The 17,492-nt window shown below is 34.3% G+C and carries 14 protein-coding genes; all 14 read left to right on the forward strand.

The window, feature by feature from the left end; all coding sequences use genetic code 11:
- Positions 1-296 precede the first annotated feature (296 nt).
- The 14 genes from EP737_RS10470 (at position 297) to EP737_RS10530 (ending at position 17,024) form a co-directional block, all read left to right on the forward strand.
- Positions 297-731: a hypothetical protein gene (locus EP737_RS10470; protein WP_129727922.1), complete on the forward strand. Its 435-nt coding sequence runs from the start codon at positions 297-299 to the stop codon at positions 729-731.
- 532 nt (positions 732-1,263) lie between these two features.
- Positions 1,264-1,761: a JAB domain-containing protein gene (locus EP737_RS10475; RefSeq protein WP_129727923.1), complete on the forward strand. Its 498-nt coding sequence runs from the start codon at positions 1,264-1,266 to the stop codon at positions 1,759-1,761.
- Between the two features lie 316 nt (positions 1,762-2,077).
- Positions 2,078-2,383, forward strand: coding sequence for a DUF960 family protein (locus EP737_RS10480; RefSeq protein WP_129727924.1), 306 nt, complete (start codon positions 2,078-2,080; stop codon positions 2,381-2,383).
- Between the two features lie 428 nt (positions 2,384-2,811).
- A complete protein-coding gene (locus EP737_RS25530; protein WP_165350750.1) occupies positions 2,812-2,964 on the forward strand; it encodes a hypothetical protein in 153 nt (50 codons plus the stop codon).
- A 239-nt stretch (positions 2,965-3,203) separates the two neighbouring features.
- The gene (locus tag EP737_RS10485; RefSeq protein WP_129727925.1) at positions 3,204-5,078 is read left to right on the forward strand and encodes a hypothetical protein; all 1,875 of its coding nucleotides are present in this window, start codon (positions 3,204-3,206) and stop codon (positions 5,076-5,078) included.
- A 156-nt stretch (positions 5,079-5,234) separates the two neighbouring features.
- A complete protein-coding gene (locus EP737_RS10490; protein ID WP_129727926.1) occupies positions 5,235-6,350 on the forward strand; it encodes a hypothetical protein in 1,116 nt (371 codons plus the stop codon).
- Positions 6,351-6,453: 103 nt separating this feature from the next.
- Positions 6,454-6,891: a hypothetical protein gene (locus EP737_RS10495; protein ID WP_129727927.1), complete on the forward strand. Its 438-nt coding sequence runs from the start codon at positions 6,454-6,456 to the stop codon at positions 6,889-6,891.
- Between the two features lie 202 nt (positions 6,892-7,093).
- On the forward strand, positions 7,094-7,294 hold the full coding sequence (locus EP737_RS10500; RefSeq protein ID WP_129727928.1) for a helix-turn-helix domain-containing protein: 201 nt from the start codon (positions 7,094-7,096) through the stop codon (positions 7,292-7,294).
- A gap of 80 nt (positions 7,295-7,374) precedes the next feature.
- Positions 7,375-8,535 carry a site-specific integrase gene (locus EP737_RS10505; protein ID WP_129727929.1) on the forward strand — a complete coding sequence of 387 codons (1,161 nt, stop codon included), beginning with the start codon at positions 7,375-7,377 and terminating at the stop codon, positions 8,533-8,535.
- A 355-nt stretch (positions 8,536-8,890) separates the two neighbouring features.
- Positions 8,891-11,410: a tRNA-guanine transglycosylase DpdA gene (gene dpdA / locus EP737_RS10510; RefSeq protein WP_129727930.1), complete on the forward strand. Its 2,520-nt coding sequence runs from the start codon at positions 8,891-8,893 to the stop codon at positions 11,408-11,410.
- 235 nt (positions 11,411-11,645) lie between these two features.
- Positions 11,646-12,572, forward strand: a complete 927-nt coding sequence (locus EP737_RS10515; RefSeq protein WP_129727931.1) for a tRNA guanosine transglycosylase family protein — start codon at positions 11,646-11,648, stop codon at positions 12,570-12,572.
- A complete protein-coding gene (locus EP737_RS10520; protein ID WP_129727932.1) occupies positions 12,544-13,278 on the forward strand; it encodes a hypothetical protein in 735 nt (244 codons plus the stop codon). The genes EP737_RS10515 and EP737_RS10520 overlap by 29 nt, the downstream gene beginning before the upstream one ends.
- The gene (locus EP737_RS10525; protein WP_129727933.1) at positions 13,275-16,016 is read left to right on the forward strand and encodes a hypothetical protein; all 2,742 of its coding nucleotides are present in this window, start codon (positions 13,275-13,277) and stop codon (positions 16,014-16,016) included. The genes EP737_RS10520 and EP737_RS10525 overlap by 4 nt, the downstream gene beginning before the upstream one ends.
- A 471-nt stretch (positions 16,017-16,487) precedes the next feature.
- Positions 16,488-17,024, forward strand: coding sequence for a VUT family protein (locus tag EP737_RS10530; RefSeq protein WP_129727934.1), 537 nt, complete (start codon positions 16,488-16,490; stop codon positions 17,022-17,024).
- The last annotated feature ends 468 nt before the right edge of the window (positions 17,025-17,492 follow it).

Genomic DNA, 17,492 nt, shown 5'->3' on the forward strand with positions numbered 1-17,492 from the left:
AATACTTTATAGCAATTCTGAGTTAAGTATAACTAAGTAGTCACTTTCTCTAAAGAAGAGTTACTTTTCAACCGCTTGTTGAAATAAAAAATTTAGACGGTATGATTGAATCTAGATATTTGTCAGGATAGGAAAGCATCTTATCAACATTATTGAAATAAGTTGGCAAGAAGATATAAGAAATCCTGATTACTTGCCTATTAATCTAAACAGTTGATACGTTGGACGGGTAGCATTGGATTGAGGGTAAGAGTAGTGATAGAAAGTATGAAAATTTTGTATTAAGGAGAGACAGTATGGAATCATCATTTCCTAAAAAAATTAATACATATTTTATTCAAGCCTTAACAACAAAATTTCCTAATTTAAACATTGAATCAAAGCGAAAGAACGGCTATTCAGTTTATATTGATGGTTTTAGACAGAGATGGATTATGGTTGATATGAATGATGCAACTAAGGTTCCACACTTATTCATTTGTATTAATTGTTATCCAGAGGAATTTTTAGAAGTAGAATGTGCTAATCGAACTAAACTTCCTACAAGTGAGGAGAGCAGTCAATCACGGATTTGGTTAAACACAAATAAGGATGCTATTCACTTTAAACTTTGCGAAGATAAATATCAAAGTTATGATTTTAGAAATAATGACTTTCTGGATTTTATAGGAGATTTGTATAATTCATTTATAAGATACCAATCAATAAAGCCTATTGTAAGAAAAAGATAGTAAATTTATCTAGCGTTTTATGATACAGAAAGATTGCTAACTTGAGACGCTTCACAATTTTGTTCTCTACTTGATGCTGCATTCAAAGGATAGAGGGCGAGACAAAAAAGCCTGATAATATTCTTGCTCTTGTTCCGAACTCAAGATTTGGTCGAGCATTTATATGTAACGTATAAAGAAAGCCAGAAAAAGTTGCAGGAAATACAAAATGTAGTTGAAAAATAAAGGGGGAAATATAAGTCACTCTTACCACAAGTTTCAGGTTATTTTATAGGGATACAAACTTACTTTAAATAAGAGTAAGTTTGTATCCCTATTATATTTTAAATCGTTTTAAATGCTTTTTCATTTATATATTATCCCTATGTATACAAGAAATGCAGAGGGAGGAATTGATGCCGATATGTATAGATACTTAATTAAGGAATAGTTTAAAACAGCTATATGCCCAATTTAGAGAGAAATGCAGATAGGTGCTTCTACAGTAAGAAAACTATAAACCCGTTTAATAAATTAGAGAGGAAGATTGGAAATGGAGCAGTTAACATTAACTATGAGCGAGGAACTTCGAAAAACACTTAAGAGACAACCAGCAAAACGTATTAGCGTAGTTAGTTTAAAGCTTGTAAAGGAGAGCAGTATTCTGTACCCTAAACGCCAGATTACTTCTCCGAATGATGCGTACGGGTTACTTAAAAAGTTCCTTGAACAGGCTGATCGAGAGTATTTTGTCGTAGTGTGTCTTGACACAAAGAATCAGCCCACCGCAATTAATGTTTGTCATATAGGTAGTTTAAATGCGAGTCTTGTACACCCAAGGGAAGTATTTAAGCCAGCTATATTAAGTAATGCTGCTTCAGTTATTGTCGGTCATAATCATCCAAGTCAAAATCCTGCCCCGAGCAGGGAGGATATTGAGGTTACCAAACGGCTTGTTGAAGCAGGGAAAATCATAGGTATAGATGTGCTAGATCATTTGATTGTTTGTGAGGAAAACTTTGTTTCGCTCAAGGAAAAGGGGCATATGTAGTTAGGAGTGTGGGTATGAAATACAGCAAGATAATCATACGAGATGAGACTTTATATAGTTTATCCAATGATATAAATAGCAAGTTGGTGATGAGAAAAATTAACAGAAAAAACATTGAAAGAAACTACAATAAAGAGCGTAAAACGAATGAGGATACTATTCAGGAGGTAGTAAGCAGGAGCCCTAATGACCGTATTTAAGATATTATAAAAAACAGGTATTCAATTATCTTGGGAGAACGGATCAAAGGGGTATAGCCTACTGCTTCTTAATTTTATTAGCTCTAAGGGTACAAAACAGGGAGGGAAAATTATAAATGTTTGGAGTTAATCAAAAACGCTACGTTACAAAAGCAGCGCATGAATTGACTCCAGTAGAGTTACAGCAGTTTCTGTGGCTTATTATTGATTGTAGAAAAGCAGCTGGGGACCAACTCGATTACTTACAGATATTTGAATTACAACCAGATCAGGAATATCAACTTGTCTGTAATAAACAGGAGTATCCTCCTTCACAATTAGAATACAAATTCAATTTGCACTCTAAAGAATTGATTAATAGCAAAGTATGGGTAATAGATAATGGGGAATACGCCACTATGCTCTTACCATCTGATTATTGATAAGGTATGACTTTAGAGTTAGGGTGGAAATGATGAATTCTAAGAGCTAAAAGTTGTTTTAAGAATGTAAATAATTAGGATAGAACAAAGAAAGGTTTAGAAAATTGCTTTATAGGGGATTGTTTTTAGTAGTGGAAAATACTTAGGAAATTTTGAAGTGATTTCTATTTCGGCTTCAAAAAACACTGAAATCTGTATTTTATAAATTTAATCCCTAATTAATACATTAAGAATATTAGACGATATAACCATGAAAGGTAACCAATCAGTAATCATTTAGAAAAGATTTCGTTAACTATTCTTTTCTAGGTGCTTCTTATTACCTTTGTGGATAATATCGTCTTTCTTGTTTTGAAAGGGGTGATTAAATAAAGATTACTATAGTTTAGGAGTATGTTGAATATTGAGAACTTGAAGGGAGAATTTTAATGAAGCAAGATTTATTAGGCGGAGACGGTGAACAAGGTAAGGAAATTGGTCGTGTAATTGGTAAAGTAGTTGGAACGATTATCGCAGGAGAAGCAGGAGGAAAGATTGGTGAGGTTATAGGTGAATGGCTAGGGAGCACTATTGCCCAATAGGAGAAAAGGAAAAGGAACTATATGGTTCCTTTTTCTTTAAAATTCAATTGACTCTTTATGCTTAATTACAGAATTACACGATTACATGATTACAAATTCCTAAATATCATTTTATAATAGAGAAGAATATTGGTTTTATTATCTATGATAGTTATAGTTTAGTGTTCACGTTTGTTGTTTCTTCTACATCAAATAGATGTTTGTAGGCAAATTAAAAATTATTTTTTAGGAGTTTCATGATGGAAATAATAGAAGGCGTTAAGGGACATGCAACTTTACAAACAAGTAAGTTTAAGGATGAGGATCTTAAAGAAATACTAATAAATGTAATGAGGGAAGCATTTAACAAGATTCTTGTTAAAAACAAAATTAACATGTATGTAAACAGACTTTACCAAGTTGTTACAAATAAGAATATCACAAATAAGGATCAAGTGCTAAATAATTTTTTTCTCTTTCCTATACATAAGATTTACTTCTCCGATGGTTTGAAAGAGACAGAGGTTGGCTTAAGAGTACTTGCCATACAAAAACAAGAGGATAAGAAGAGAAAGTATGATATTCTTGTCATGGACATAAATACAGATTCACTGGAAACGGCAGATTGGCTTACTTCAGATACAACGAGAAGAAAGTTCAGATTGAACAAGGACAGCGAATTGGTGAAGAATTACCGAAGCTATCTTTCTGTAATTAAACAATTTGCTGAAAAGAGATTAAAGAATGAGCCTAAAATTATCTATACAAATCAAATGGGATGGATAAAAGGTGGAATGAGTTGGAATTATGTTCCCGTCACACCCCCTTCCAAACTTGATTTAATGTATAGTAGCCGTTTAAGTTCTACATATAACATGAAGGTTGATAGAACACTCACTCTTCAAGATGCTTATTTATATACTTTGAAAATGCTGGATGTTGCCGATAAGAAGATAACCATCCCCCTGCTTTCATATACATTTCTCTCTTTGGTCACTAGCCTAATCCAGTATAATGAATCAGATTTAACTAAGTTTTTAGTATGTATCTCTGGAGATAACAGAGATCTAAGAAGAGAAGGATTTGCGAATCTTTTTTGCAATTTATTTAACAGACAACATAACTTGAATAGCATTAATGCTAAGTTTCATTCGAACCTATATAGTCCTAGTGAAGAACTCCGGAACAAGGCATTAAAAATTCGAGATAGCATTCTCATTATAAACACTGAAAATCAGAATCAAAAAATAGCACTAGCTCGGAAGTTACTTCAAGATAACGAGATTGAAAATATGTTGCTTTTGCTAGGTAAAAACAAAATTGATCAGGATTTTGTTTTTAATTTGAATATCAACGATGTACAAGTCAATATACCTTTATTATCTGAACTTAAATCAAATCCTGAGCACCTTACGACATGTAGTTCTTATTTTATTCGTTTCTTGAGGAAAGTTTTAGGTGAGGACGATCAAAAAAAGATTAAGAAGGAATTTATTAGACGTCACAAAAGTTATCAGAAGTTGTTTAATGATGAAATTACTGAGTATGACATTAACAAAGTACAAGTTAATACATTATTATTGATGGGGTTTGATTTATTCTTAGAGTATGGGGAAGTGATAAAGGCAATAGATGATAAATTAAAAACCCCCTACTATCAGGAAGCTATACAAATTTTTAGAAACGGGAGTATAATTGCTCCTTTTTTAGAGGCAGTTACCGTAAATTCTACATCAGAGAAGCAAGTATTTTTTTTAGAAAACCTTTTAAATTTACTCGAAGACACTAAGCCTGTTAAGTATAAAGAGAAAGGAACTCCTTCAGAGGAGAATCGAAACACAATAGGCTGGGTTGATGATAAAAACATCTTATATATTAAAAATAATATTTTTGAGAGGATTCAGACTAGTCAAAGTTCTGACCGACAGGAGATTACTTCCCCAGAAGCAAAGAATCAAATATATAATGAGCTATATAAAAATAAGATTGTACTTCCGCCTCGAGATGGTAAGGATCTTGATAAGATTCAAGTTAGAACTATAGAAAAAGCTTTCAATGCCTGTGGAACCACTATTAAAATTTTTAGGATGGACTGGACAAGAGCAAAGGAATATATTAAAGAGCAACAAAAATAAAAAAGTGCACGGTTATTTTAAAAAGTACTCTATAGAGTACTTTTTTATTTTTTATCTAACATTGCTTTGAGTTAAATTATATAGTCCCCTCCGCTTGTATTCTTTATGGGACTGTGTTTTCTCTACTCTAATCTTATCTTATAGGAGGTATATATAGTGATAGATACTATGTATATTACTTGGCAGTTGACTGGAAGTGAGTATAGAGCAATTGTTAGTACCTTGAATTTATTTTTAAAAGACCATTCATTAGATCGTCTTAATAAAAAGAAAAAGAGTGATAGTAACGCGATGATTACTTATGGATTAGCAAGTTATGGTTTTGAGGAAATAAGGTTACGGAATAATTGGAGGTACGGTTATCAGGCAATAGAAATTTTATTAAGACCAAAATTATTAGTCGAAGCAGGCAATTACAATGACGTTACACATCTTCATGAATTTGTAACTGCTCGTCGTAACTTCAATTATCTAATCAGGGATACAATTGGTCTTGATGTCCCCGATCTATTTGATTGGAAAGTGAAAAGAATTGACGATGCAATTGATTTAAAGATGAACGAACAATTACTTTCTAAATATATGTTCTTATTTAAAAAAGGTAATTTAGCAAATTACATGTGTAATCAAGACTCTTTAAAATATTTTAATGAAGAAAACAACGTTTATATTATATGCAAAAACTTTAGAATTAATTGGTATGATCGTTATGCAACCCAGTGCAGTAAACAAGAGAAAACTAAAAAGAAATTCAACAATCTCGAGCAACTTAGAGGTGTATTCCGTTTAGAAACACAAAATAGTGATGTACAAGACTATATGAAATCAAAAGACAATTCAGTACTTAATTTCTTGAAACTAGAAAGATCCCAGAAGAGAATTATGTATTTCTATGATCTTATTGTTGGTTCGGGTACCTACTATACTTATGATCAAGGCGTAAAGATTATTGAAAAGGTTGAACCTCAGAATAAGAAAATGCTATTAAGAGGAATTTATAAATTGATTAATCAGGAAGGTAGTATATGGAAAGCGCGATTGAAATATGTAGCGATGAAACCTGATGCTAAGAAAGCAGCTGATGATTTTAGTAAGAGATTAAATCAACTTAGGAAGCTAGGAATGAATCCAGTTGCTTTACCGTCAGAATGGGGAGTAGAAACCTTACCTAACCTACGAAGCAACATTGTTAACTACTTTACAGATTATCTAAAGAAACAAAATGAATTAGAACAGTGGGATTTAAAAAATAACAGTACTGCTATTATATAGAATTCACTATAAGTACTGCAATATGAAAAGTAGTGAAAGACGAAGGATACAATCTGCCTTTAGCTCATCAGTTTAAGTTATAAAATTCAATGCGGTGATCAATTTGAATGTGAAAGATGTCCTGCGTATTGAAGGAATGCTATCTAAACAAATAAATGTATTAATGCCAATGATAAAAAACAGTGAGGATTTATATAGAAAGTTATGTGATTATCTAATCCATCTAGCAGAAACATTTGGGTACCATGAGGCAAAAGTAAAAATAAAAAAATATGCGTCTAATAAAAATGGATACATGGATGTAGTGTGGTTTAATAAGTCAGGAGATATTAAATTGGCAATAGCAGTAGATGGAGGACTACGTAAGAGATCCATCAAAAAATTACGAACTATTAAGACGGAATACAGATTATGGGTATATTATGAGAATTCCAAGAGGTTGGAAAGTTTTTTACAGGAAAATGATCTACATGGCAAGATTATGGTTATTAATCTTCATAACATTAGAAAGCAAATAAAGACTACCTCTAATATCAAATGATATTAATTACATTACAATTTAACTTCCTAATTAAAGGGTTATTTAACGTTCCTTAATTGTACAAAAGAATACCAAATAAACGATGGTAACGTTAAAAAATAAATAGTAATTAAAAGTAATTTGCAGTAAACAATATAGTAAATTTAAAGATTTTAAATCTATATTATTACCTTGAATTAAATAAAATAAGGGAGGTTATCTTATGTTTGATACATACGATGATGTGGTTCCCATTGAGGACCTAATGGAAATGTTAGATATAGGCCGAAATAAGGCATACGAATTACTACAGTCTGGACAAATCAAGTCTTTTAAGGTTGGAAAGTCATATAGAATACCAAAGATCTGTATTCAAAACTTTATTCTTACTAAAGTTCAAATCCCATTAGAAGAACACGAGTAACTAAACTAATACTTGAATCTTCACAAGCAGCGGCGAGTAGTCGCTGTTTTTCATTTCTTGATAAAACAGGAGGCATACAAATGGCAGGTAGAACGGTCAAGAAGGATGCTAAGAGCTGGTATTTCGTCTTAACATATGGAAAAAAAGAGGACGGTAAACCGAGACAATTTAAAAAACGTGGATTTAAAACAAAGCAGGAGGCTCTTAAAGCACTTCATGAACTTGAACATTCATTAATGACAGGAACATATATTGCTCCGACAAAAATGCTTTACAGGGACTATCTATTGGATCAATGGCTTGAAGATAAGCAAACTAAGGTAAAAAAACAAACTTTGCAAACATATAGATGGCTTGTGGAAAAACATATTGTACCTGCAATAGGAAATATAGAACTTCTTCAACTTACACCAATGGCAATTCAAAAGCTATATAACCAACTAACTAAAGAAAAGGTATTATCTGATGAAAATATACAAAAAGTACACACATTAATAAACGACTCTTTAAAGAAAGCAGAGCGTTGGGGACTTATTCCCAAAAATCCCGCTTCTTTAGTTGATAGACCCAAAGCAGTGAAGAAGGAAATAAAGGTTTGGGATGTAAAAGAAGTAAAAACTTTTCTAAAATATGCTGAAAATCATAGCAGGTACTACATTGCCTTTTTGTTGGCGTTAACAACTGGAATGAGGCAGGGGGAGATATTAGGACTTCGTTGGAGAGATGTTGATTTTACAACAGGATGTGTACGAATCACACAAACTTTAAGCAGTGATGGAAAAGAGATTTTGCCGTATACTAAAACAAAATCAGGCTCAAGAACGGTGGATTTACCAGAGGAAACTATTCTTCAGTTAAAGAAGCATCGAAAACTGATAGAAGCAGAAAAGTTAGAAGTAGGGTCGGGAGCCTATAATAACATGGACTTAGTCGTATGCACTGAGTTAGGTACACCAACAAATAAAAGTAATATTCGGAGAAGTTTCAATGCCATCATCAAAAAAGCTAAACTGCCAAAGATTAGATTTCATGATATGCGGCATACTCATGCTACACTGCTTCTGTTGCAAGGGGTAAATCCTAAGATTGTATCAGAACGCTTGGGACATGCTGATGTAAGAATCACACTTGATACTTACAGTCATCTGTTACCAAGTATGCAGAAGGATACGGCAATCAAATTTGGTAAAATGTTGTTTGGTGAAGATGATAAGTATCATATAGAAATTAATCTAGATTAAAAAGGAAGGTTTTCCTTTAGATCTCTAATAGAACTCCCTGTAACATATGCCTAGGCTTCTTTAGTTAAAAGTCTTAGAATCATGATGGTATCCATATCTATAGTATATGCGTTTATGGTGGTTGCAGCAAAGTAATATCAAATTTGTTGTGATATCTAGGCTACAGATAATTCATAAGCCAGCAAGATGTTTGTGAAATATAATCCCTGTAAATTGTCTTACGTTAAAACCAATCAATCCCACAAATTATATTTATGGAATTATTAAAATGGAAAAAAGGTGTCTTTTATATTACAATATAGTTTATGTCGAAAAAAGACACCTTACAGCTAACCTCATAAATAGGGGGAAAAGAATGAAAACTCTAATTATCAGTTCATGTACAAAGGATAAAATATACAATGTTAACAATCAATTAAGTAAAGAGGACTTTATTGATTTAGATCTTATTACCCAAAAAGAAAAAAGGTTGGAGCAGTTTCGAACTAAAGCTAAAGACATATATAAAGGAAGACAGCATGTAAAAGTGATGGAAGGCATCCAACATTTGAGGGACAAATTTGGGAAGGATGTAGTCGATTTAGCTATTATTTCTGCAGGCTATGGCTTGTTGGACGAAGATGATGAAATAGTCCCTTACAATGTTACTTTCAGTGAAATGAAGAAAGACGAGGTTATTGCTTGGTCTAATCATTTGAAGATAAATGAGAATACCAGTAAATTAATTCAATCATATGATTTAGTACTTTTTCTACTTGGAGAAGAATACCTTCGCTCCCTCTGCTTGCCATTCATAAAAACCAGAGATGATCAAAAATTAATCTTTTTATCAGGCAAGGCTAGTAAGAAATTAATTCCGGATCATCGCCCGTACTACTTTGTGGAAGTGAGACACCAAGATGCTAAAGAATTTGGGGAGATGTCAATTAGTATAAAAGGACATCTTTTTAAATTACTAGCACAAGAAGTTGCAATAAACGGTATAAACACTCTAGAGGATGTATATAAGGAACCAGAACAATTACTTCAGTTATTGGATCGGTATAGACAGCCAGAGATTGAACAACTTTCACTCTTTGAAGAAGAAGTAACTAAAACAACCAAGAATAAGGTTAACAGAGAAGATAGTAAAGCAAAACCACCCGTTATACACATACCCCAAATCCAGAATGCAAAGAACTACGGTTTCCATGAAATGAAGTATTTCATGCCAGAGAATAACGATCGTGTGGATCCAAACTTTAACTTTATTACGGAAGAGCATACAAAGGATAGAGACCCATTTATGGATGATGTGTATGCGCATGAAATTTATGGAGTACCTAATTATGACGGTGTCTTGATTTCTAAGGTCAATATCGACGAATCCGAGATGCGAAAACAACGGATCCTTGAAGTTGGGGGATTGCGTAATTTCTTAAGGTTACCTGCTAATATTCCATTATACGGTGATTGTGGCGCCTTCAGCTACATTAACAAGGACAAACCGCCTTACCAAACAGAAGAAATACTCCAGTATTATAGCGATTTCCAGTTTGATATCGGTGTATCAATTGACCACCTTGTAATTGGACATATTGCTCAAGATGTAGCTAAAAGAAATTATCGGTTCGACTTAACACTAGAGAATGCAAAAGACTTTCTCGTTAAACATCAGTCAGGAGGGTACCAGTTCAAACCATCTGGCATCGCTCAAGGATGGGATCCATCCTCTTATCATGAAGCTGTCAAACAGTTGGTTGAGATGGGATATCGACATATTTCTCTCGGAGGACTCGCCTATGCAAAATCTGAACAGATTCTTGATGTATTAATAGAAGTTGCGCCTCTATTGCCAGAATATATGGAAGTACACTTATTTGGAGCGGCACGACTGGAATTACTCCAAACGTATTATCAACTAGGTGTTACTTCATTTGATTCTACAGCTTTCCTTAAGAAGGCATGGGGGGGGGCTTCTGGTGGAAATTATTTTACTAAGGATCAAGAAAAATACGCTGCTGTCCGGATTCCACAAGCTAATACAAGTAAAAATCCAAAGTTGAAGGAACTAGTGGCTAGAGACATCGGTGAGATATCTTACTTTGAAGACATGGAAAAAAAGGCTCTTAACTATCTGCGAAGCTATGCTGACGGAAATGTTAGCATGGAAGAAACAATTGAAGCTGTTATAAGATACGATTCCCATTATGAAACCTTGAAGGAGTACAAAAAGCTTTATAAGGGGCAAGTAGAAAAAAGAAATAAACATATTGTTGCTAACCTTAAGGTTACATCACAAGAGCTAGAAAACATTGCATGGAAAATTGCTAAAGGTACGACAAGTAAAGCGGCAGTTAACACTGCCGAAACAATTTTAGCTAAATCTGCAACTTGGACACCCTCCAAAATATTGGGATGGGTAGAGGAACAAATTGAGAAACAAATGCGTACTATTCATAAAAAAGAAGAATTATCACAATTTGAAGAATATTCCTGGGGAGATGTAAGTTTTCATAAATTCCTTTTTGAAAATATTGCTGTTGTCGAAAAGTATATAGAAGATCCATTTCTACGGATTATGAAGGACATAGCAGCACTAGAAGTAGAAGTAATTGAGAAGGAAGCCCTGACACTTCTTTCATCTACACTAAAGGAATACTTTACAGAAAATTACGAAACAGTATGTGCTAATAATAAACTTAGACCTCACTATTTACGAGTACTAGCGGATCAGCCTTGGAAGAAATGTAATTGTGAGATTTGTAGGGGTATTGGAGTAGAGGTTATCATTTTCCGTGGTAATAATCGTAATCGGAGACGGGGCTTTCATAATACTCATGTTTTTTATGAACAGTTTAAAGAAATTATGCAAAACACTAAAGTTACGCAATAGTCTTCCATCAAAAGGGTTGTTGAAATCTACTTTCAACAACCCTTTTTCTATGCAATAGAAACTATATTAAGGAAAAGACAACTTTCATGAAAATAAGAACTCCCGCTTTAATTGTACTAACGGATAAAAAGAATTATTCAATCGAACTCGCCAGAGAAAAAAAGGGATTTTTGTTTGGTGAATTGAAAATAATGGAATACTGGTTATGTTAACTTAGTTTGGAAGGAGGTTAGGGATGGACTTTTATGTTAGTTGGTCGCATAGTGATGCTCTATACTGTGAATACTTTACTGATTGTCCAATTCTTATATCTGCGGTCCCTGATAATAAGAATTCCTTGCGAAAGTTTAAAAAACTACCGTCTAGATTAATGGTAGATTCAGGGGCTGTTTACTATGTACGAAAAAGAATTCCCTATACAGTAGAAGAGATTTTTGAAAGACAACTTCTTACTGCAATGCCAGTTTTACATCAATGCCCAGTTACCTTTGTACATGTAGACGAACCTTTGTTAAATAAAGTAACACTAGTAGAAAAATATGGAGCAATTGAGAGAACACTTATTAATGCTTATGAGTACATGAACTTGGTGAGGGCACAAAATATAGGTAAGGATTCTAATGTGTCTATTTTGGGTGTGATTCAAGGTTATGACTTCCCGAGTATTCAATATAGTATCTTTGAACTTAAGAGGTTAGGATACCATAAATTTGGTATTGGATCATTGTTGGGAAGAAGTATGTCCGAACAGATACAATTTATTAGTTGGGCAGCGGAAATTGTTGGCGCAAAAAACCTCCATGTGTTTGGCGTAACTGGGGTTCCTCAAATTCAAGCAATGAGTCGTATGGGGATTTCTTCATTTGATTCTAGCAGACCAACAAAAATGGCGATATACCATCAAGTATTTTATAGTAAGCCCCTTCGTACCTATGTTATTGAGGGATCAAGGATAGATAAAAGGTACCAGAAAATTTCAGCTCCCCTTTACTGCAATTGCCCAGTGTGCCAAGAGAATCCAATGGACCTCATGAACCTTACTCACCGAAAGTATACTAAGGTACGTTCTATTCATAATTATTATCATTTCCTGAAGACAGTACAACCGTTCTTACGAAAGGAGGATGACGTAAATGCTATTTCAAATGTGTTACGGTCCTGAGTTAGAAAGTATTCATACGATTGTTTGCCGACAACCAGGTATAACAATACTGGAACTGACCGATCTGTTCCAGTATAAACGAGAGGGAGACATTACCTCTCTCATAGAGGGGGCTATCACCTTTTTAAAAGAGGTAAACTTTTTGAGGGTAGAAGAGAAACGAATTTATCCTCAGCAGAATCGTTGGGATGTTATTACCCTGCTAAAACAACTGAATAACATCATGCAAAACGAAAAAGAGACTTCCTTCAATTATCTATTTTCAACTATGTATTATGAATTGTTTGTAAAGCCAGATCGGATGTATGTACAAGATGTATACTATGAAACTAATGCAATGTTTGCAAGTCAACCAGTTGGACAAGAAAAGGTAAATGCATGGAAGAGAGTAATGGAGTTTTTAGGATTGGGGTACAGAGCGTACGGAGGTTTTTATGCACTCCCGCATCCAGCATTACTTTTAAAAATTATAGAAAGTAAAAAGGGTTGGGAAGGACCAGTACAGGTATTTTGTCAGGAACATCTCTCCTCTATTATTCCTTGTGAATATCAAGGGAAAGTTTACCGAGGAGTGTTATATGGACTACAAGGTCTATACCGTCAGGGAGTAGTCGATTTACAATATAGACAAGACTTGCCATATGCACACTATGAAGGAACAAATGGAAGATGGAATTGGCTTCAAGTTAAGGAGGAAGTTTCATGATACCTTGTTTAGATGTGAAGACGTTGAAGATGTTGAAGGGAACAGCAGATGAACGGTATGAATTTTCTAGGGAACTGTTTCGAGAGACTCACTATCCACAAGTGATGAGTGAATTTTACAAGCAAAAACTTTTAAGGCAGTGGAAAGAGAAGGAATTACTTGCTGAATTACAGGATGCCCCGGAATCAACAGGAAATAGAGTATACATTATATTTGGTTCTACAGGCTCAGGGAAGTCTGAACTACTTTGCTGGTTAAGAGACCAATGGATTATGCACAAGGTTACCAGACCGGTTATTCGTATCTCAAGGAGTGAACTGAATCCACAATTATTAATCAAAAAATGTTATAATGCGCTGAATATTCAGGCAGAGGACCTACAGTTGGATGAACAAAAATGGGATATCCTGCTGAAAAAACCTATCACTATTGTCAATCAAATAATTTGGACGGCTTTATCTGAGGTGATGGAATGCGATGAGGAGATTGTGCCAGTTGCTCTACTCTTAAGACCAGTTGTGGAGCGCAATATCATGGATTTTGCCAAACAGGTGCGGAAAAAGAAAATTAGTAAACCTCTTCAAATCATTACGGAAGGGGAGTTTAAAAAGGTTCAACAATGTACCACAATCCCAGTAGAGATTAAGTTTAAAACATTGCAGGATGCCCTTGCAAAAAAGCTAGAACATTTCTTGTTTCAAGGTCATAGCCTTTCACAACTTCTAAAACAATTATCTCATTATCTAAAACAACAAGGAATTAGACCCCTTTTATTGATTGATGACTTAGTGCAGTCTGTAAATTTATATGCTGCGGAAATTTTGGACCATTTTATTACACTCGAAGAGGGAAATTGGGACGTTGTTGTTGGACTAACTCCCGGTGTAGTTAATGCAACAGATTACAATAAAGAGTTCAATCAGAGGGTACAGCATTTGGATACCATAGATGATAGGGTAAAAAAGCTTTGGCTTTCCGATGAAGCGGGGGAAACGTTCTTCTCCTTATCTAAAGAACAAGCACACGAATATACTGAAAAGTATCTGAATGCACTAAAAAAAGCCAATGGTTATACTTGTTCAGTAGAATGTCCTTACTATCAAGGATGTAAAGAACTTCTTATAGGAGAATCTAATACTAAAATCTTGCCGTTTAATAGAGCTCTCATTAGTAGGATATATGATGGTATCCCGGCAGGTAAAGGTGTTTTACGCTACATGGTTTTACATATGCGAGAGATCTTGAAGAGCTTATCTTCTAAAAAAATCAAGGATGTACAAAGAATTCAAGGCTATATTCAGCGTGACAGTTTTGTAAAATATGATTCCCCTGTTATAAAGCTACTAGGGGAAATGTTTGCAGATTCGAATGATGATTTTGTGACTCTTCCCGGCCAGATGCTACAATCCTTCGGTTTAGATGCTCTAGATGTTACACTACCTCTTATGAAGTTTACGGAAGAGGTCGTTCCTATAGAGGAACAAGTGGCTATAAAAAAGGAGGTTATTCCAGCTCATTTTCTCGATTGGGTAGAGGGGCGACAAGTCAACGAAAATGTGCTTGATCCCTTGAAAAAGAGTACAGCTCAGATTGTTCATGAAGTGACAAAAGGAACAAACATATCTAGACCTTACACACCTAGATATGTAAGAGCAGGATCTACTTTACAAAGAACAGAGGTACAGCAGCGATATAAGTATCCTATTGTTTTAGGGGAATCTAGAGAGCCTACTATAGTAATTCAAAAAGATTTAAGCAATAAGTATTTACTAAATTTTCATGAACAAAAACCACAGCGGAAGGCAGATCTATTTTCCCGAAGTACCCAAGATTCTTTTATTGCAGATTGGATTTATACCACAGAGTTTTTGAAGGAGGATTGGAGATGTGAGATAGAGCAACTATTGCAGTTAAGTTTACCCAAGTTTGCACATGGCTTAAAAACATATATGGATATTTGGTGGACTGTAGGTCAAGCAGACTGGGGAAAAGATTTTCAACCTCTGATATCCGATGAGATATACGAATTGATTGAACACTTGTATCTCGACTGGTTCTCTCTAAGAGATAATATGATCGACTATGCGAGTATTGAACTCATGCCAGATGTAAATGAATTCGAAATATGGTTAAAGACTTTTAAACCTCAACCTGCATTAAGTAAGTACAGTATCGGAGAATATAACCTAGATAAGTTCCTTTACTTATTGCATGAGACTGTATTAGAGATGAAGAAAAAAGCAGTTGCCTTCATTACTGAGAGAATGAAACTATACAGAGAATTAGTACCTTTTATTCATAGCGTTAATATGGAGTACGGTAAAAGGGTAGAAGATTTCCTAGATACCTGGGTTGTACAGCCGGAAAACATTCAACATATTCTGGAGTTCCATGATATTGAAAATTGGTTCAATCAGTGCGATCAAGGTAGTGGTTTAGTACAAAACTGGTATGAAAAAAAAGAATTTCTAACTAATACAAAACAATTTGCACAGTACCTTTCACAAGAAGAAGTACTATTACAAGATAAAGAAGACTTAGAAAGATTGCTAAGAGAAACATTGCAAGTAAGACCACAAGTTCAAAGACAGCTTACAAAACTTTTGGTAAATGGGGAGACGATTTTACCGCGTCATCAATGGAAAGGAATCGTTAGAGATTTGGAGCAAATCCATCCAGATATATTAAAAGATCTTATTACCGTAACATTAAAGTTAAAGCCGAAAATTGTCTCGTGAAAATTAGACATTATAAAAAAGATAATGTATTGGCCTCGAAGTGAACAGTTAAAGCGATTTTCAATTCGATGATTACGACAGACGAAGAATATCAAATACTATTCTAAATCAAAGCTTTTATCTTTAATTAATCTTTAAAGATGAAAGCTTGATCAATCTAAAGAGGTAGATATTTCGGGTGAGATTAATCATATGAGAGAATTGGGAAGCAACAAGTATATATAAGTGAATTGCAATATATCCTTGATCGATTAGAAGTTTCACTGTACTCAATAGGTCCATGAGAGATATCGATTGCCGAGGACTTTTTTAACTAAGGGAGATCTCCAGAATGTCTCTTAGATAATCAAGTGCTCGAGAAAAAATACAATTAGATATTGGAAATATAATTCAGTTAGAGTTTTGTTGAAAGTAAACCAGCAATCTTATAAAGTAGAAGTTGCCATTAAAATAGGAGAATGGAGGATTCGGATGAGAATTATTTTTTACCTTACCGTGATTGTGCTAGCTAACTTTGTAACAGCTGCATTTTCACCTTTACATTTAGGAGCATTCATTGTTCCGATGGGAACGTTATTCATTGGTATAACCTTTATCTTACGCGATTTAGTACAAAATCAGCACGGGCGAGTTAAGACATATATGATAATTGGTATTGCCTTAATTTTGTCAGCAGTTGTTTCATATTTGCATGGAGACACTTTATTAATTGTACTTGCTTCCGCATTGTCCTTTGCAATCTCGGAGACAACTGATACAGAGATATATTCACGACTAAAATTACCTATGAGTTGGCGTGTTTTCTACAGTGGTCTTGTGGGAGGATGTTTAGATTCCGCAATCTTTGTAGTTATTGGGTTAAGTCCTCTTGGAGCGAACTTCTTACCATGGGCTGCAGTACCTGCTGCAATAGTTGGACAAGTAATAGTTAAAACTATTATCCAGGGAATTGGAGCAATTGTTCTAAGTCGTATTCCGAAGTTACAGAAAGAAGAGGCATTAGGATAACAGTTGGAGGAGGGAAACACTCCTCTTTTTTTTGGTTTATAGCAGTAACTTTATAAATCCTTGGATTATTGAGTACTCTGTATTATAGAAAGCTAGTCTTTACTACCTTTTGCACTACTATATTAAAGTGGATTCCATCACCAAGACACGATTTATTATCTATAATGACACAGGCACATACAACCCAGTGCAGCGCTCAATTCTACCCCATGATAAGCACTCCCGCTTCCTAACATTAAAGACAACGATTGAATTTGAATATTAGGCATTTTTTCGTCCATAGTTATCCCTCCGTCAAGAAAAAGGGCTAAACACTAAATTCACCTAAACAGTTTGATTATTTGTTTTTCATTGTTCTATTCGTACTCTTTTGTGAAATATAAATATATTCGTAATAAATATAATGTTTATAGGGGTATTCAAGAATTTTACATATGACGAGAATATTGAAATATTATATAATTAATA

Source organism: Ectobacillus funiculus (assembly GCF_004138295.1).
GTDB lineage: Bacteria > Bacillota > Bacilli > Bacillales > Bacillaceae_G > Ectobacillus > Ectobacillus funiculus.